Annotated in this window: 13 protein-coding genes and 1 riboswitch; of the genes, 5 read left to right on the top strand and 8 right to left on the bottom strand. The window is 54.6% G+C overall.

Translation table 11 applies throughout. The features are described from left to right. The first annotated feature begins 3 nt into the window (after window positions 1-3). Complete coding sequence (locus IB212_RS14905) at window positions 4-1,437, top strand: glycoside hydrolase family 32 protein (protein ID WP_188245674.1); 1,434 nt, start codon at window positions 4-6, stop codon at window positions 1,435-1,437. A gap of 48 nt (window positions 1,438-1,485) precedes the next feature. On the opposite strand, the gene IB212_RS14900 is transcribed toward IB212_RS14905, so the two are convergent. Together IB212_RS14900 and IB212_RS14895 are read right to left on the bottom strand one after the other, a co-directional pair. Continuing rightward, window positions 1,486-1,956 carry a hypothetical protein gene (locus tag IB212_RS14900; RefSeq protein WP_041909077.1) on the bottom strand — a complete coding sequence of 157 codons (471 nt, stop codon included), beginning with the start codon at window positions 1,954-1,956 and terminating at the stop codon, window positions 1,486-1,488. Window positions 1,957-2,115: 159 nt separating this feature from the next. Then, entirely contained in the window at window positions 2,116-3,195 is a 1,080-nt protein-coding gene (locus tag IB212_RS14895; RefSeq protein WP_223239598.1) for a YadA-like family protein, read from the bottom strand. A 639-nt stretch (window positions 3,196-3,834) separates the two neighbouring features. Then, window positions 3,835-3,932: riboswitch (TPP riboswitch) on the top strand. Between the two features lie 35 nt (window positions 3,933-3,967). On the opposite strand from IB212_RS14895, the gene thiM reads away from it, so the two are divergent. Genes thiM through IB212_RS14880 form a run of 3 tightly spaced genes read left to right on the top strand, consistent with a single transcriptional unit; the run spans window position 3,968 to window position 6,324 of the window. Further along, on the top strand, window positions 3,968-4,738 hold the full coding sequence (gene thiM / locus IB212_RS14890; protein WP_188245673.1) for a hydroxyethylthiazole kinase: 771 nt from the start codon (window positions 3,968-3,970) through the stop codon (window positions 4,736-4,738). After that, window positions 4,735-5,535, top strand: coding sequence for a bifunctional hydroxymethylpyrimidine kinase/phosphomethylpyrimidine kinase (thiD, locus tag IB212_RS14885; protein WP_028013822.1), 801 nt, complete (start codon window positions 4,735-4,737; stop codon window positions 5,533-5,535). The genes thiM and thiD overlap by 4 nt, the downstream gene beginning before the upstream one ends. A 42-nt stretch (window positions 5,536-5,577) precedes the next feature. Next, the gene (locus tag IB212_RS14880) at window positions 5,578-6,324 is read left to right on the top strand and encodes a GntR family transcriptional regulator (protein WP_028013821.1); all 747 of its coding nucleotides are present in this window, start codon (window positions 5,578-5,580) and stop codon (window positions 6,322-6,324) included. Here the strand turns inward: IB212_RS14880 and IB212_RS14875 are convergent. Genes IB212_RS14875 through IB212_RS14865 form a run of 3 tightly spaced genes read right to left on the bottom strand, consistent with a single transcriptional unit; the run spans window position 6,298 to window position 9,526 of the window. Next, window positions 6,298-7,251 (bottom strand): PfkB family carbohydrate kinase, encoded by a 954-nt coding sequence (locus IB212_RS14875; RefSeq protein WP_041909082.1) that lies wholly within the window; start codon window positions 7,249-7,251, stop codon window positions 6,298-6,300. The two genes, IB212_RS14880 and IB212_RS14875, sit on opposite strands and share 27 nt — an antisense overlap. Beyond that, window positions 7,248-8,252: an ADP-ribosylglycohydrolase family protein gene (locus IB212_RS14870; protein WP_041909084.1), complete on the bottom strand. Its 1,005-nt coding sequence runs from the start codon at window positions 8,250-8,252 to the stop codon at window positions 7,248-7,250. The genes IB212_RS14875 and IB212_RS14870 overlap by 4 nt, the downstream gene beginning before the upstream one ends. Continuing rightward, window positions 8,249-9,526, bottom strand: coding sequence for a nucleoside permease (locus tag IB212_RS14865; RefSeq protein ID WP_028013818.1), 1,278 nt, complete (start codon window positions 9,524-9,526; stop codon window positions 8,249-8,251). The genes IB212_RS14870 and IB212_RS14865 overlap by 4 nt, the downstream gene beginning before the upstream one ends. A 250-nt stretch (window positions 9,527-9,776) precedes the next feature. Between IB212_RS14865 and fbaB the strand changes: the two genes are divergently transcribed. Further along, window positions 9,777-10,829 (top strand): class I fructose-bisphosphate aldolase, encoded by a 1,053-nt coding sequence (gene fbaB / locus IB212_RS14860; RefSeq protein WP_008500869.1) that lies wholly within the window; start codon window positions 9,777-9,779, stop codon window positions 10,827-10,829. 68 nt (window positions 10,830-10,897) lie between these two features. On the opposite strand, the gene yegS is transcribed toward fbaB, so the two are convergent. The 3 genes from yegS to IB212_RS14845 form a co-directional block, all read right to left on the bottom strand. Continuing rightward, window positions 10,898-11,797 (bottom strand): lipid kinase YegS, encoded by a 900-nt coding sequence (yegS, locus tag IB212_RS14855; protein WP_041909086.1) that lies wholly within the window; start codon window positions 11,795-11,797, stop codon window positions 10,898-10,900. Window positions 11,798-11,957: 160 nt separating this feature from the next. Then, window positions 11,958-12,509 (bottom strand): hypothetical protein, encoded by a 552-nt coding sequence (locus tag IB212_RS14850; RefSeq protein WP_041911991.1) that lies wholly within the window; start codon window positions 12,507-12,509, stop codon window positions 11,958-11,960. Between the two features lie 61 nt (window positions 12,510-12,570). Next, window positions 12,571-13,536 carry a hypothetical protein gene (locus tag IB212_RS14845; protein ID WP_188245672.1) on the bottom strand — a complete coding sequence of 322 codons (966 nt, stop codon included), beginning with the start codon at window positions 13,534-13,536 and terminating at the stop codon, window positions 12,571-12,573. Window positions 13,537-13,948 lie beyond the last annotated feature (412 nt).

Below are 13,948 nucleotides of genomic sequence, written 5' to 3'. Positions count from 1 at the left end.
CAAATGATGTATTCCATTGCCAAAGCTGAACAATCATTACAGGCCAAACGCGGCGATCTTAACCTGCGCTGGTATCCGCGTTACCACCTCGCCGCGCGTGCCGGCTGGATGAACGACCCGAATGGTCTGGTGTGGTTTGACGGCTGGTATCACGCGTTTTACCAGCATCATCCGTACTCGACCCAGTGGGGGCCGATGCACTGGGGCCATGCGCGCAGCAAGGATTTAGTTCGCTGGGAACACCTCCCGGTGGTGCTGGCACCGGAAGGGCCAGAGGATAAGGACGGCTGTTTTTCCGGCTCGGCGGTGGTGGATGGCGATACGCTGGCGCTGATTTATACCGGCCACAAATTCCACGGCGATCCGGATGACGAGGCTAACCTTTACCAGGTGCAGTGCCTGGCAACCAGCCGTGATGGCGTCCATTTTACGCGGCAAGGAACGATCGTTGACACGCCGCCTGGGCTGCATCACTTTCGCGATCCAAAAGTGTGGCGGGAAGGGGAGCGCTGGTACATGGTTGTCGGCGCGCGGGATGGCGAGACGGGCCAGGTGCGCGTTTACCGTTCTGACGACCTGCGCGAATGGCAGGATATGGGCGTGCTTGCGGTGGCTGAAAAAGAGATGGGTTACATGTGGGAATGCCCGGACTTTTTCACCCTCAACGGCAAACGCGTGCTGATGTTTTCACCTCAGGGGCTGGCTGCGGAGGGATTCAAAAATCGCAATCTTTTCCAGAGCGGTTACCTGCTGGGGGAGTGGCAGCCCGGCCAACCTTTCGTGCGTGAAGGTGAGTTTGTGGAGATGGATAGCGGGCATGATTTCTATGCGCCGCAAAGCTTCCTGACGCCTGACGGCCGCCGCATCGTTATCGGCTGGCTGGACATGTGGGAATCTCCCCTTCCGGAACAGCAGGACGGGTGGGCTGGCATGCTCTCTTTACCGCGCGAACTGACGCTAAGCGCGGATAACCGCCTGCAGATGCGGCCAGCCAGAGAAGTGGAAAGCTTGCGGGGAGCGTGGTTCCCCTGGCCGGTGAGCACGCTCAACAATCAGCAGATCGTTCAGGTGGAAAGCTGCGATGCGATGGAGGTCATTCTGCAGTGGGACTGTGCTAACAGCAGCGCGGAGCAGTACGGCATTCGTCTTGGCGACGGATTCCGTCTCTACGTTGATGCGCAGATGCAGCGCCTGGTGCTGGAGCGTTATTATCCGCAGTATGGCCTGTGCGGTACCCGAAGCATCGCGCTTAACCTGAACGACACGTTAAGCCTGCGCCTGTTCGTTGACAGCTCGTCAGTGGAAGTGTTTGTCAATGAAGGGGAGGCGTGCCTGAGCAGCCGCATTTATCCTGATGAAGGGGCGCGCGAACTGACAATGTTTGCCTGGACGGGAACCGCATCGCTTATTGATGCTGGGGCGTGGCAGCTAGAGTAATTCGTTAAGGCCTGCAAATTAAAAAGGCGACAGGTGTCGCCTCTTTTTCTATTTAATCTTTGTTGCGTAGCCTTCAAACTTTCCTTCTTTACTCACCGCTAATTTGCCTTTAGCTGGATAGTAAATGAAGGTGTATAGCCCTTGTGAATAAACTTTTGCCTGAGGCTCATTTTCATCCAGCGCGCCCAATACGCCATCGACATCCAGGATCTCGCCTTTAATTGTGATCTTCATTCCTTCCCATTTAAAGGCGTGTACCGCTTTGGCCGCCTGAGCATGTTGTTTCGCGTCTTTTTTAGCCCAGATACCCGTACCCGATGCGGCATCACGCGCGTTCGCCCATGCTGCATTTTGTGCGGCTTCATTATAAGCATTCTGGCGATTTTGCTCAGCCAGGTAGCAGGTATCTTTGCTAATGCCCTGGCGCTCACATTCGGCCATGCGCTGAGCAGTTGAAGTACACGCAGAAAGCAGGATGGCAGCACCAGCTATTAATACCGCTAAGAGTGACTTTATCATTACGATGATACCTTTGGTGAAATATATTCTATAGAAGAAGGTTTAATGGTCGCAAATATAATAAGCCTGATACATAATACCTAACCATGCGCCAACGATAATAAGCATCAGGTACACTATTACAGAGATAACAATGTATTTTGTCATACTGGTTATTTATTAAAAGCCAATCCCTACGCCGACTGAAGCCCCCATATTATTTGCTGTGTCATCAGAGAAGCTCACTTTACCAACCATATGTTCGTTAAAGTTAACCGACGCCCCAACCGCTAACGCGCTTTCACCGTTGTAAGTCGCACCGCCAGCCGAGAACATCACGCGCTGATTTGTTTGCACCTGAGGTAAACCGGCCATCGCCATCGCGCCGCTGATACCTGCGTTTGCTTCTTTCTTGTTATTATCGACTTCCTCACGCAGCGATTTAAATTGCTGGTTAGCGTTGTTATTCAGAGCCTGTAATGTCTGTTTGGTCGCCTGCAGCTCCTGAACCTCGGCCGTAACCGCCTGACTATTAGTAGCGACTTTAGCTTGTGTTGTCGTGTCTACCTGCGTGCGTGTCACAGTGGTCATCACGCCATTTTTTCCATCTTTGCCGTCTTTACCGTCTTTACCATTCGCTCCGTCACGTCCGTTAATTCCGGCTACGCCCTGTGCGCCGGTATCGCCTTTCTCACCCTTAGCGCCGTCTTTTCCATCAACGCCGTTAGTTGGTTTTGGTGCATTCTCAAGAGCTAACAGGCGGTCATCTTGTATACCGTTAGTAGTTTCAACAGTTGCAAGGCGGCTATCCTGGACAGCGTTAACAGTTTCAATATTAGTAATTGCAGTTCCGTTAGTCAGCACGCCGTGTAACGCCGCATCACCTTTTTTATTAGCGGTGTCAGCAAGAGCGCCTGCTAATTTAGCTTCATGATCGACACCAGAAACAGAAGTCTGAAGAGAGGAAATATTATTGGCGTTAGTGCTGATATTACCTTTACTAGCGTCAATCTCGTTTTGCATACGCTCACGATCGCCTTGTAAGTTATAGATCTGCCCGTCTTGTTTTACATTCTCAGCTTTCATATCATCCAGATTATAAGCGGTATTGTCAGTTCCCTGAATCTGAATAAAAGTACCTGAATTGAATACGTTATCGTTAAGGTTTACGTTTACATCAGCTGCTTGAGTTACGTTCATAGAGCCAGTGAAAATAACACCAAATACAAAAGCAGTACGGGCATTTTTAACAACTTTCATTTGTAAAACACTCTTCATTTAAAAAGTAAAAAAGGGCAAGGCTGGCTATCCTGGCGTGTTGATGTAACGTCTGGTTACGCCCGATTTAAATACGGAGTTACGTTAAATTTTGAATAAATGACTTAATTCGTAACGTGCAGTAACTATCAATTAATGCGAGCTTTTGGATATTGATCTAAATCATAGATGGCATGAATAGCTAAAGTGATTTTTTAAGAGGTGAAGGAAAATATCTCAATGTTTACATTAACTTATAAGGCAAGGGGGCAACCGCGAGTTTCGCAGTAACCCCTTGATAGAGAGGCTAAATGTTTAGCGGGGTTAAACGGTTTGGGACTCACTTTATATTTCATTCGAAATAAGATTTAATACTTTATGAAACATAAAATAGACTAACTGAAAGCGGAAAAAATTATGTTGGTAGAGCTGTTTCTTACACCCTGAAAAAGTGGATGTTTTTTGGACGTAATGGAAATGTTATAGCGAATGGTATTGATTTAAAGAAGTGGCATATTGTTCTGTAATTATCGCTGCCAGCCCTTTCTTTCGCACCAACCCTGCGTGAAGATGCGATCCCCACAAGGTCGCTTGCGTCAGCCAGCAACTTCCCCTAATCTGGCAAAAGTAAGTCAATTCTTACCAAATGACTCGGGGTGCCCTTCTTCGTTGAAGGCTGAGAAATACCCGTATTACCTGATCTGGATAATGCCAGCGTAGGGAAGTCAGATGCCTTCCCGGTCATCGCTTCTTCACGCAAGGCAGGAGCGAACCCATGCAGCCTGACCTGCTCGATTTACACGTTTTACACCACTTCCGTACCCGTTCTCCGCTGACCCACTGCATGACCAATGACGTCGTACAGACCTTTACGGCCAACGTTTTGCTGGCCCTTGGCGCATCCCCGGCGATGGTGATTGAGGCCGAAGAGGCCGAACAGTTTGCCGCGATAGCCGATGCGCTGTTAATCAACGTCGGCACGCTGACCGCACCGCGCGCCCAGTCGATGCGTCGTGCCATTGAAAGCGCGGTGGCGGCAGGCAAGCCCTGGACGCTGGACCCGGTTGCGGTGGGTGCCCTGACGTTCCGCACCCGTTTTTGCCATCAAATTTTGGCCCTGAACCCGACCACCATTCGCGGCAACGCCTCCGAAATCCTGGCTCTGGCCGGAATGAGCGCGGGTGGGCGCGGCGTTGATACCACCGACACCGCCGCCAGCGCGTTGCCTGCCGCTCAGGCGTTGGCCCGCCAGACCCATGCCATTGTGGTGGTCACCGGCGAGGTGGACTACATCACTGACGGAGAGCGGACCCGAACGGTAACGGGCGGAGACCCGTTAATGACGCGCGTAGTGGGAACCGGGTGCGCGCTTTCTGCCGTTGTGGCGGCGAGCTGCTCGCTGCCGGGGGACAGGCTGGATAACGTTGCCACCGCCTGCGGATGGATGAAGCGGGCCGGAACGGTCGCCGCTGCGCAGTCGCGTGGCCCGGGCAGTTTTGCCAGCGCCTTCCTGGATGCGCTCTATACGCTGGAGGAACAAGCATGAAGCGGATTAACGCCCTGACCATTGCCGGTACCGACCCCAGCGGTGGCGCGGGCATCCAGGCCGATTTGAAAACCTTCTCGGCCCTAGGCGCGTATGGCTGCTCGGTGATTACCGCGCTGGTAGCGCAAAACACGCGCGGCGTGCAGTCGGTCTACCGTATCGAGCCGGATTTTGTTGCCGCGCAGCTGGATTCGGTGTTCAGCGACGTGCGGATTGATACCACCAAGATCGGCATGCTGGCCGAAACGGACATTGTGGAGGCGGTGGCCGAGCGGCTTAAGCGCTATCAGGTGCAAAACGTGGTGCTGGATACCGTCATGCTGGCAAAAAGCGGCGATCCGCTGCTCTCCGCCTCCGCCGTTGAGACGCTGCGCAATAAGCTGCTGCCGCAGGTGGCGCTCATCACGCCCAATCTGCCGGAAGCCGCCGCGCTGTTAGGCACGTCGCACGCGCAAACTGAACGCGAAATGAAAGAGCAGGGGTATGCGCTGCTGGCGATGGGCTGCGGGGCGGTGCTGATGAAAGGCGGTCATCTGGATGACGCTGAAAGCCCGGACTGGCTCTTTACCCGCGACGGCGAGCAACGTTTTACGGCTCCGCGCGTACAGACCAAAAACACCCACGGCACGGGGTGCACTCTCTCCGCCGCGCTGGCGGCGCTGCGCCCGCGGCATGACGGCTGGGCTGATACGGTGCGAGAAGCGAAAATCTGGCTGTCGGCGGCGCTGGCAAAAGCCGATACTCTGGAAGTCGGTCACGGTATTGGGCCGGTTCATCATTTTCATGCGTGGTGGTAACCCAGTATACTGGCAGGAAACACCACGCCTGAGAAAACAGAGATGGAACAAGCGCATACCCGGTTAATCGCTCAACTGACTGAACGGATCGCCGCGCCTGACAACACGCCGCTGTACCTGAAATTTGCCGAAACGGTAAAAAACGCGGTGCGCAGCGGCGTGCTGGAGCACGGGAACATTTTGCCCGGCGAGCGAGATCTGAGCCAGTTAACCGGCGTGTCGCGGATCACCGTGCGCAAAGCGATGCAGGCGCTGGAAGCCGAGGGCGTTGTCACGCGTGCCCGGGGTTACGGCACGCAAATTAACAACATCTTCGAATACTCGCTCAAGGAAGCGCGCGGGTTCTCTCAGCAGGTGGTGCTGCGCGGTAAAACGCCTAATACGCTGTGGGTCAATAAACGCGTGGTGAAATGCCCGGAAGAGGTGGCGGGCCACCTGTCGCTGGAGCCGAACAGCGACGTCTTTTTGCTGAAGCGTATTCGCTATGTGGATGACGATGCGGTGTCGATTGAAGAGTCCTGGGTGCCGGTTGGGCTCATTCCCGAACCGGATGCGATAGGGATTTCGCTGTACGACTACTTCCGCAGTCAGAATATCTTCCCGCAGCGCACCCGTTCACGGGTCAGCGCCCGCATGCCGGACAGTGAGTTTCAGGCGCACATTAAGATGGACGAAAAAATACCGGTGCTGGTGATCAAGCAGGTTGCGCTTGACCAGCAGCACCGGCCGATTGAGTACAGCATCAGCTACTGTCGCAGCGACCTATACGTCTTTGTGTGCGAGGAGTAATTCCTCACGAGTGGGCGCGCAGTCGCCGCCGCGATGGCTCACCACCCAGGACGCCACGGCATTCCCCAGCAGAACGGCGTCTGCCAGCGACCATCCCGCCGCCAGCCCGGCAAGCGTGCCGCCCGCGTGGCTGTCGCCAGCGCCAATGGTGTCCACTACCGTGGCGGGAAACGCCGGAACAACGCCCGATGCGTCGCCATCATACCAGGCAGCACCGTCTTTATCATGCCGCACAATCAGCGCGGCGCCGAAGCGCTGCTGCCACTCCTCGCCCAGGTTTTCAGCCTCAACGCCCAGCCTTTCAGCAGCGAGATCCGCTTCCTGACGATTAAGCGACACGATCGGCCTGCAGGCCATAATCCGCGCCATCAGCGCGTCGGGGATATCCGCGATGCGTGGGCCGAAATCGATAAGCGCCGTCACGTCCTCCAGCCCTTCAAGCCAGCCCGTCAACAGCTCGCCGCACGGCGAGGCCAACTGGTAGCCGGAGAGATAAACCAGGCTATTTTGCGGGACGTTTAGCTCGTCAAGCCAGCGCTGCTGCCACTGGTTCTCGACGCCGCTAAAGGACATAAAGGTGCGCTCGCCGTCAGGCTCCACCAGGGCCAGACACCAGCCGTTGTCGCCGGTTTCAGCCTCCACGGCGCTGTGCAGATCCTGCTTCGCCATTGCGTTACGAATAATATCCGCCCACACGCCGTGGCCGACGGGAAGGGCGTTTTGCGCCGCAATGCCGAGCCGTTTCAGGGCGATGGCGATATTCAGCGCGCAGCCGCCGATATTCACCCCCTGCTGTTTAAGCTCGATATCGCACCCGCGCCAGGGCAGGGCGTAGGCGTCGGCGATGACGTCAATCACCGCCGCGCCCAGCACCGTCACCGGGCGCGTGGCGTGCAGGGTGTCGAGACGTTGGGCAAATGCATTCATACGCCCTCCCTTTGCTCCCTGAAGTGCAGCAGTTTTTCGCAATAGTGACCGAAATCGAGCTGATTAACGGCGTCGAGCTCGGCCTTAAGAGCCGGGTCAATGGCCTGCACGCCGTGGAGCGCGCCGCAGATGGCCGTCGCCATCGCGCCAATGGTGTCGGTATCGCCACCCAGATTGGCGCATAAAATGGCGCAGCGGTTCGGGTCGGTTCCCGCCAGCTCCACCATCGCGATGGCTGCCGGAACGGACTCAATGGTGCTGGTACCTGCGCCAGTGAGCTGATAAATCTGCTCGCTGGCGGAGTCGATGCCGTTGGCGTCCCGCACGGTCTTAAGCGCCAGCTCAATGCGTGCCGCGAGCGACGCGCTGAAGGTGGTGGTTTTCGCCTCCTGCGCATAGCGGGCGATCCCCGGCAGGGCATCGACGATGTTCTGCCAGCGTTCCCCATCGATGGCGCGGGAAACCGCCCAGGCAATCACCACCGCGCCGGCAATGGCGAGATCCGATTTATGCGTCGGGCTGGAGGCCTGCGCCACCTGGTCCACAAAGTGCTCCAGCCGCGTCGCCGGGAGCAGGCAGCCCAGCGGGGAGGCGCGCATCGCCGCCCCGTTAGTCACGCCGTTGTTGTCCAGCTCGCTGACCGGCTTCCCGTCACGAATCGCGTTAAGCGCGATTTTCGAGGTCGGGCCGAGCACGTTCTTGTTGAACGCGTCGAAGTCGAGCGCCCAGTTCAGGATGTGCTTGCCGATAACGTCTGCGTTAATCTCCCCGTCGCACTCGATGATCGCATCGGCCAGGCACAGCGCCATCGAGGTGTCATCGGTGAACTCTGCCTGTTTGAAATAGCAGGCCGCGTTATTCTCTGCCGGGCCGGGTAAAAAACGGTCGATCCAGCCGAAGTGCGCCTTGACGCGCTTTCTCGGCCACAGCTCCGACGGCATGCCCATCGCATCCCCTAACGCCTGGCCGTAAAGGGCCCCGAGAATACGGTCTTGTTTCATTTAACTTCCCCTTGTGTCAGCGCGGTATCGCCATCAACCACCTCAATTGCGGTGATCTCTTTATCCGATTCGCGGAAAAACAGCATAAACAGCACGGCAATCACGGCAATCATGACTGCACCAAATGTCCACATTCCGGCCCAGTTGAAGGTCAGCCCATTCACCGGCTCTTTGTAAGCGAACATCTTTTCCATCATCACGCCGCCCAGACGGTAACCCAGCAGGCTACCAAACCCCTGACAGCACAGCGTAATCAGGCCTTGCGCGGCGGTGCGCATGTGCACCGGCGCTTTTTTATCCACGTAGATGTACGCGGTCACGTAGTAGAAGTCATAGCTCACGCCGTGCAGCAGGATGCCGAGGAACAGCAGGGCGTAGGTGAAGTACTGCTCCGCACCGCCGTAAACGAAGAAGCCGTAGCGGATGGCGGCGGTAATCAGGCCCAGCAGCAAGACCTTCTTAATACCAAAGCGTTTGGTAAAGAACGGCAGGGCGAGCATAAAGAAGATTTCAGAGAACTGGCCGAGCGTCATCCAGCCGGTGGCGTTTTTCATCCCCACTTCGGTGAGATAGCCGTTGGCGAAGATGTAGTAGAAGGCCAGCGGCATGGCGAACAGGAACGAGCAGAAGAAGAACACCAGGAAGTTTTTGTCGCGCAGCAGGACCAGCGCATCCAGCCCCAGCATCACTTTGAAATCCAGCTTGCCGGTACTTTTCGGCGGCGTGTTCGGCAGGAACAGGGCAAAGACGCCGAGCAGGGCGGAGCTGGCTGCGGTCATCAGCAGCGGAATATTGGTATCGGAAATATCGCTGTAGCCGAGCATCTGTGGCAGGAACCCGCACGCCAGCCCCGAGGCGATCCAGCCGATAGTGCCCATCACGCGGATACGCGGGAAATCAGCCTCAACGTCGTCTACGTTCGCGAAGGCAATGCTATTGGTCAGCGCGATGGTCGGCATATAGGTCAGGGAATAGACCAGCAGCAGCGGGAAGAAGGTGCTGAACTGGGTTTGCTGCGCGGCGAAGTACATCAGGATCGCGCCGGCGAACATCAGCACCGACAGCACTTTCTGCGCGGCGAAGAAGCGGTCCGTCAGCGAGCCGACCAGGATAGGAGAGAGGATCGCGGCAATCGCGGTACAGGCGTAAGACCAGCCAATTTCCCCGGCGGTAAACCCGCTTTTGCTCAGCCACAGCCACAATGGCACAAACCACGCGCCCCAGATAAACCATTCAACAAACATCATGAATGACAGTTGGACTTTCGTTTTCATTATTTAATCCTGCATGTCAGATAAGGTACGCCTTTAACATACCACTCAATAATACCTTTTAAATACCTTTGTGGCGATTGTTTGATCAATGTAACAGTTTTGTTGTACACGAATCGAGCCAGCAGATTGTGCTGAAAAAAAATGCATATGGTGGAAAATCTGTTAAGTCGGTACCAGGCTTAGTCTGCCCATAAAAGATGGGACTGGATAAACACACACCGACACGACGTCGGATTTACGGGAGTATCACATGACTGATATTGCGCAGTTGCTTGGCAAAGACGCCGACAGCCTTTTACAGCATCGTTGTATGACCATTCCAGCCGACCAGCTTTACCTGCCTGGTCACGACTACGTTGACCGCGTGATGGTGGATAACAACCGTCCGCCTGCGGTTCTGCGAAACATGCAGACCCTCTACAATACCGGACGGCTCGGCGGTACCGGGTATCTCTCTATTCTGCCCGTGGACCAGGGCGTTGAGCACTCGGCGGGCGCCTCTTTCGCGGCGAACCCGCTTTACTTCGATCCGAAGAACATTGTTGAGCTGGCGATTGAAGCGGGCTGTAACTGTGTAGCCTCCACCTACGGCGTGCTGGCTTCGGTTTCGCGTCGCTATGCCCACCGCATTCCGTTCCTCGTGAAGCTGAATCACAATGAAACTCTCAGCTACCCCACCGAGTATGACCAGACCCTCTACGCCAGCGTCGAGCAGGCGTTCAACATGGGGGCGGTGGCCGTCGGGGCGACGATTTACTTCGGCTCTGAACAGTCCCGTCGTCAGATTGAAGAGATCTCCGCAGCGTTTGAGCGCGCACACGAGCTGGGCATGGTGACCGTGCTGTGGGCGTACCTGCGTAACTCGGCGTTCAAAAAAGACGGGGTGGATTATCACGTCTCCGCCGACCTGACCGGCCAGGCGAACCATCTGGCGGCCACCATCGGCGCGGACATCGTGAAGCAGAAAATGGCGGAGAATAACGGTGGCTATAAGGCGGTGAACTTTGGCTACACCGACGATCGCGTTTACAGCAAGCTGACAAGCGATAACCCGATCGACCTGGTGCGCTACCAGCTGGCGAACTGCTATATGGGGCGTGCAGGGCTGATTAACTCCGGCGGCGCGGCGGGCGGCGATACTGACCTGTCAGACGCGGTGCGTACGGCAGTTATCAACAAACGCGCGGGCGGCATGGGGCTGATCCTTGGCCGTAAGGCGTTCAAGAAATCAATGGCCGACGGTGTGAAGCTGATCAATGCGGTTCAGGACGTCTATCTGGACAGTAAAGTCACAATTGCCTGACGTCTCCATCTCCCTCTCCCTGTGGGAGAGGGTTGGGGTGAGGGCATCATCGCGCACCGTGTGAAACATCAGCGCAAAAGCACACAGTCCGGCGGCAGCCTGCACTCCAGCGCGCCGGGCAATACCTCAATGCGGAACTGCGTCCCGCTAAGAGGCTCTCCGTCGAGGTTAAACGTCATCCCGTGCGGAGCATTCACCTCGAACCACGCCGATTTACCGTCAATGATATTCGGGCTCTCTTCCGGCTGCGTCAGCGTGGTAAACAGCGCGGGCAGCAGACCGTCGCCGGTGAAAATGCGCAGCTGTAGCTGACCATCGTTAATCAGCGCCTCCGGGCAGAGCTGCTGTCCGCCGCCTGCCTGACGTCCGTTGCCAATCCCAATCACCAGCGCGTCACCCTGCCACTGAAAAGCCTCACCGCGAATTTCGCATCGGTCCGGCTTGAGGGTGTCCATACGCATCAATCCGTGGATCAGGTACGACACGCCGCCCAGCGCCGCCTTCAGTTTTTCCGGCGTTTCGCTGGTAATGCGCGTGCCGAATCCACCCGTCGCCATATTGATAAAGCAGGTTTTGTCATTCACCTGGGCGATATCCACGGCGGTGGCTTTGCCGAGGATCGCCAGCTGAAGCGCCTTCTCTAAATCTTCCGGGATCCCGGCGCTGGTGGCAAAATCATTGGCGGTGCCGAGCGGTAATATGCCCATCACCGGGCGATCTGACGGTGGCAGGTCGATAATCGCAGAGGCGATCTCATTGATGGTGCCGTCGCCGCCGCCGGAAATGATGGTGCTGGTACCTAACGCTAAGCCTTCGTTGATATAGCGTGCCGCGTCGCCTTTTTCCCACGTCACGCGCACGTGGATACGTGCGCCGTCGTCACGCAAACCCATAATCGCCTGACGCAACGGATCGTTGCCTGCACTTTTGCCATTGAGAATCAATAAACTGTCTGGATAGGTTGCCATCCGCGCTGCTCCCTTTTTTAGCGTTAGTAAGAGTGTATAGCAGAGAGGAAAAAAGCGGGTAAGAACAGGATGAAAGACAAAAATATGGCCGCGGAAAGGGGGGTATCCCCCTTTGAGGCGTTTACCTTTTATAGGCCGGTCTCTCAATTGACTCTTGCTGTCAACGTTTGAGCCCTGTCATGTTCCTGTTCTCAATTTTCAGCTGCTTACGCCACACCCGATTATGTAGCGTTAGCGCAATTGAACGGTAAAAGACCGATGTATTCATCCACACGATATTCAAGCAGAAAAATCCCAACCCTAATAATGAAGTTATTTGCGGTGTGTAATTCTCTACAGAGCTGAATAAAAGCGAAACCCACGTCCAGATAAAATAAACGATGCTCATCAAGCCAGTCAGTGTAATGACAGAAATATGCAGTTTAAATCCCGTCAATGACCCTCTGGCAGTTAAAAACATCGTGCACATCACAACCATGCAATACACCACTGCTCCAAGGAATACACCCATCATTACTTGAAATTCAGGTAAGCCGATCAAGCGAAATAGCAACATCCAGACAGAAACTTGTAGCATAGCGTAGCAAAAAATACTGAGTAAGGTACTTATTGCTAAGGGTATGCCAGTCATATGTACACCCACAGGAACACCGTGCTGATCTTTTAAGCGATCTTTCAATGATTCAAGCCGTTGACAATCGTCAGTCGCCATTTCACCTGTTATCACAGTACTTAATGCAAGGCTCTTCTTGATGTAATTTATCATGTCCGGGTCAATAACTTCCTGTAAATGAAAAAGACTGAATCAGACCAAAAACGTATTTACCAGATTGTGTAATATTCTGAGGATTCCGGATTGTACCCGAGAGAGCACTTCCAACAAATGCTGAGGAGTTTGAAATAGCATTCAACAGCTCTCGCTGTAAGAGCAACTGCAGCGCTTCCGATGGATAACGTTTAGGGTAAACCCCAGCTTTCATTGCCGCCTTAACCCCTGAATTCGAGATCCCGGGATTTCGGATACGAATGATCTCCTCCGTTAACCGCGTGCGGTCCGCTCGGCTCATTTTTTGTAATAACGAGAGTAAACTTTCAGACGTCGAGCGATTAAGAAGGCGGTAGGTTAATACAGCGCTTTTTAGACCTGCAGCTGCCCCGGCAAGTGAAATCGCATCCAGAGCAGTATTGGTTGCGGTATACCACTCCTGGGAGTCCATCCAGGCAACATAGTCATTATGATTCATGGCAATAAGTGACAAGCGGCCAAGCCCGTTTGCACACTGAATTCCTGTTGCTACACCGCCTGCGACAATCACAGCGGCAACAGCACCGGAAGAACCTGCGGTGAGAGGAATGGCCATACCTGCGCCTGCAGCAAGGACGACAGTAAGAATGGCGGCTCCGCAAGAAATCGCCGTAGAACCTATTTCAGTCGCTAATGGCGGTGACTGAATCGTCGTCGTCGTTGCCTGGATGGGATTATTTGATGAGGCATTTACTTTAGTGATGACGACATGGCTTACCGAGCTTTCGTTTGGGGTCGCAATCCGCCTTGAGGGTCTTACTAACCACTGACGCGCACCGTCTGAGTAGATGATCGCAACCTGGCTAAAGTTACGGCTACAGTCCAACTGATTGGCAAGGGCGGTGAAATTTATATCCCCGCCGGAGGCAAGACCCAGACTACGTGCGAGTTCATAATCCGGAAAATCCTTTGAAATCTGACCAGTAAATGTCATGTCGTCTTTCCATCCATGTGAAATCGTATATCGTCAAGAAATCAAGAGTAAAGGGCATGTTGTAGACCGGAATTAGGAATAATCCGAATAATGCACCATCCCGCCAGATCCATTAAAAGTTGTGATGAATCTCGTATACCTGTCCGATTCTCGAAAAGATCTTCCAGCAGACGCTATCACGAATCAACACCTTTCAATTGGTGGGTCTACGCAATTTGATTTTTAATAAGTGGACTGAATGCGGCAAAAAATAAGCCCGCGTAAGGGAGATTACGCAGGCTAAGGAGGTGGTTCCTGGTACAGCTAGCATTTATGGGTTATGTTTTTCAGCGGGGGGATAATACCCGTATTGAACGAAGCGGTATGTGATCCGATTCTAAGAATTATCCCAGCGCGAAAAAATTTCCCTGAT

Origin of the sequence: Enterobacter sp. E12 (genome assembly GCF_014596715.2) — a bacterium.
Lineage (GTDB): Bacteria > Pseudomonadota > Gammaproteobacteria > Enterobacterales > Enterobacteriaceae > Enterobacter > Enterobacter bugandensis.
The sequence above is the reverse complement of the archived record's forward strand: the minus strand, read 5'-3'. Positions and strand labels throughout refer to the sequence as shown.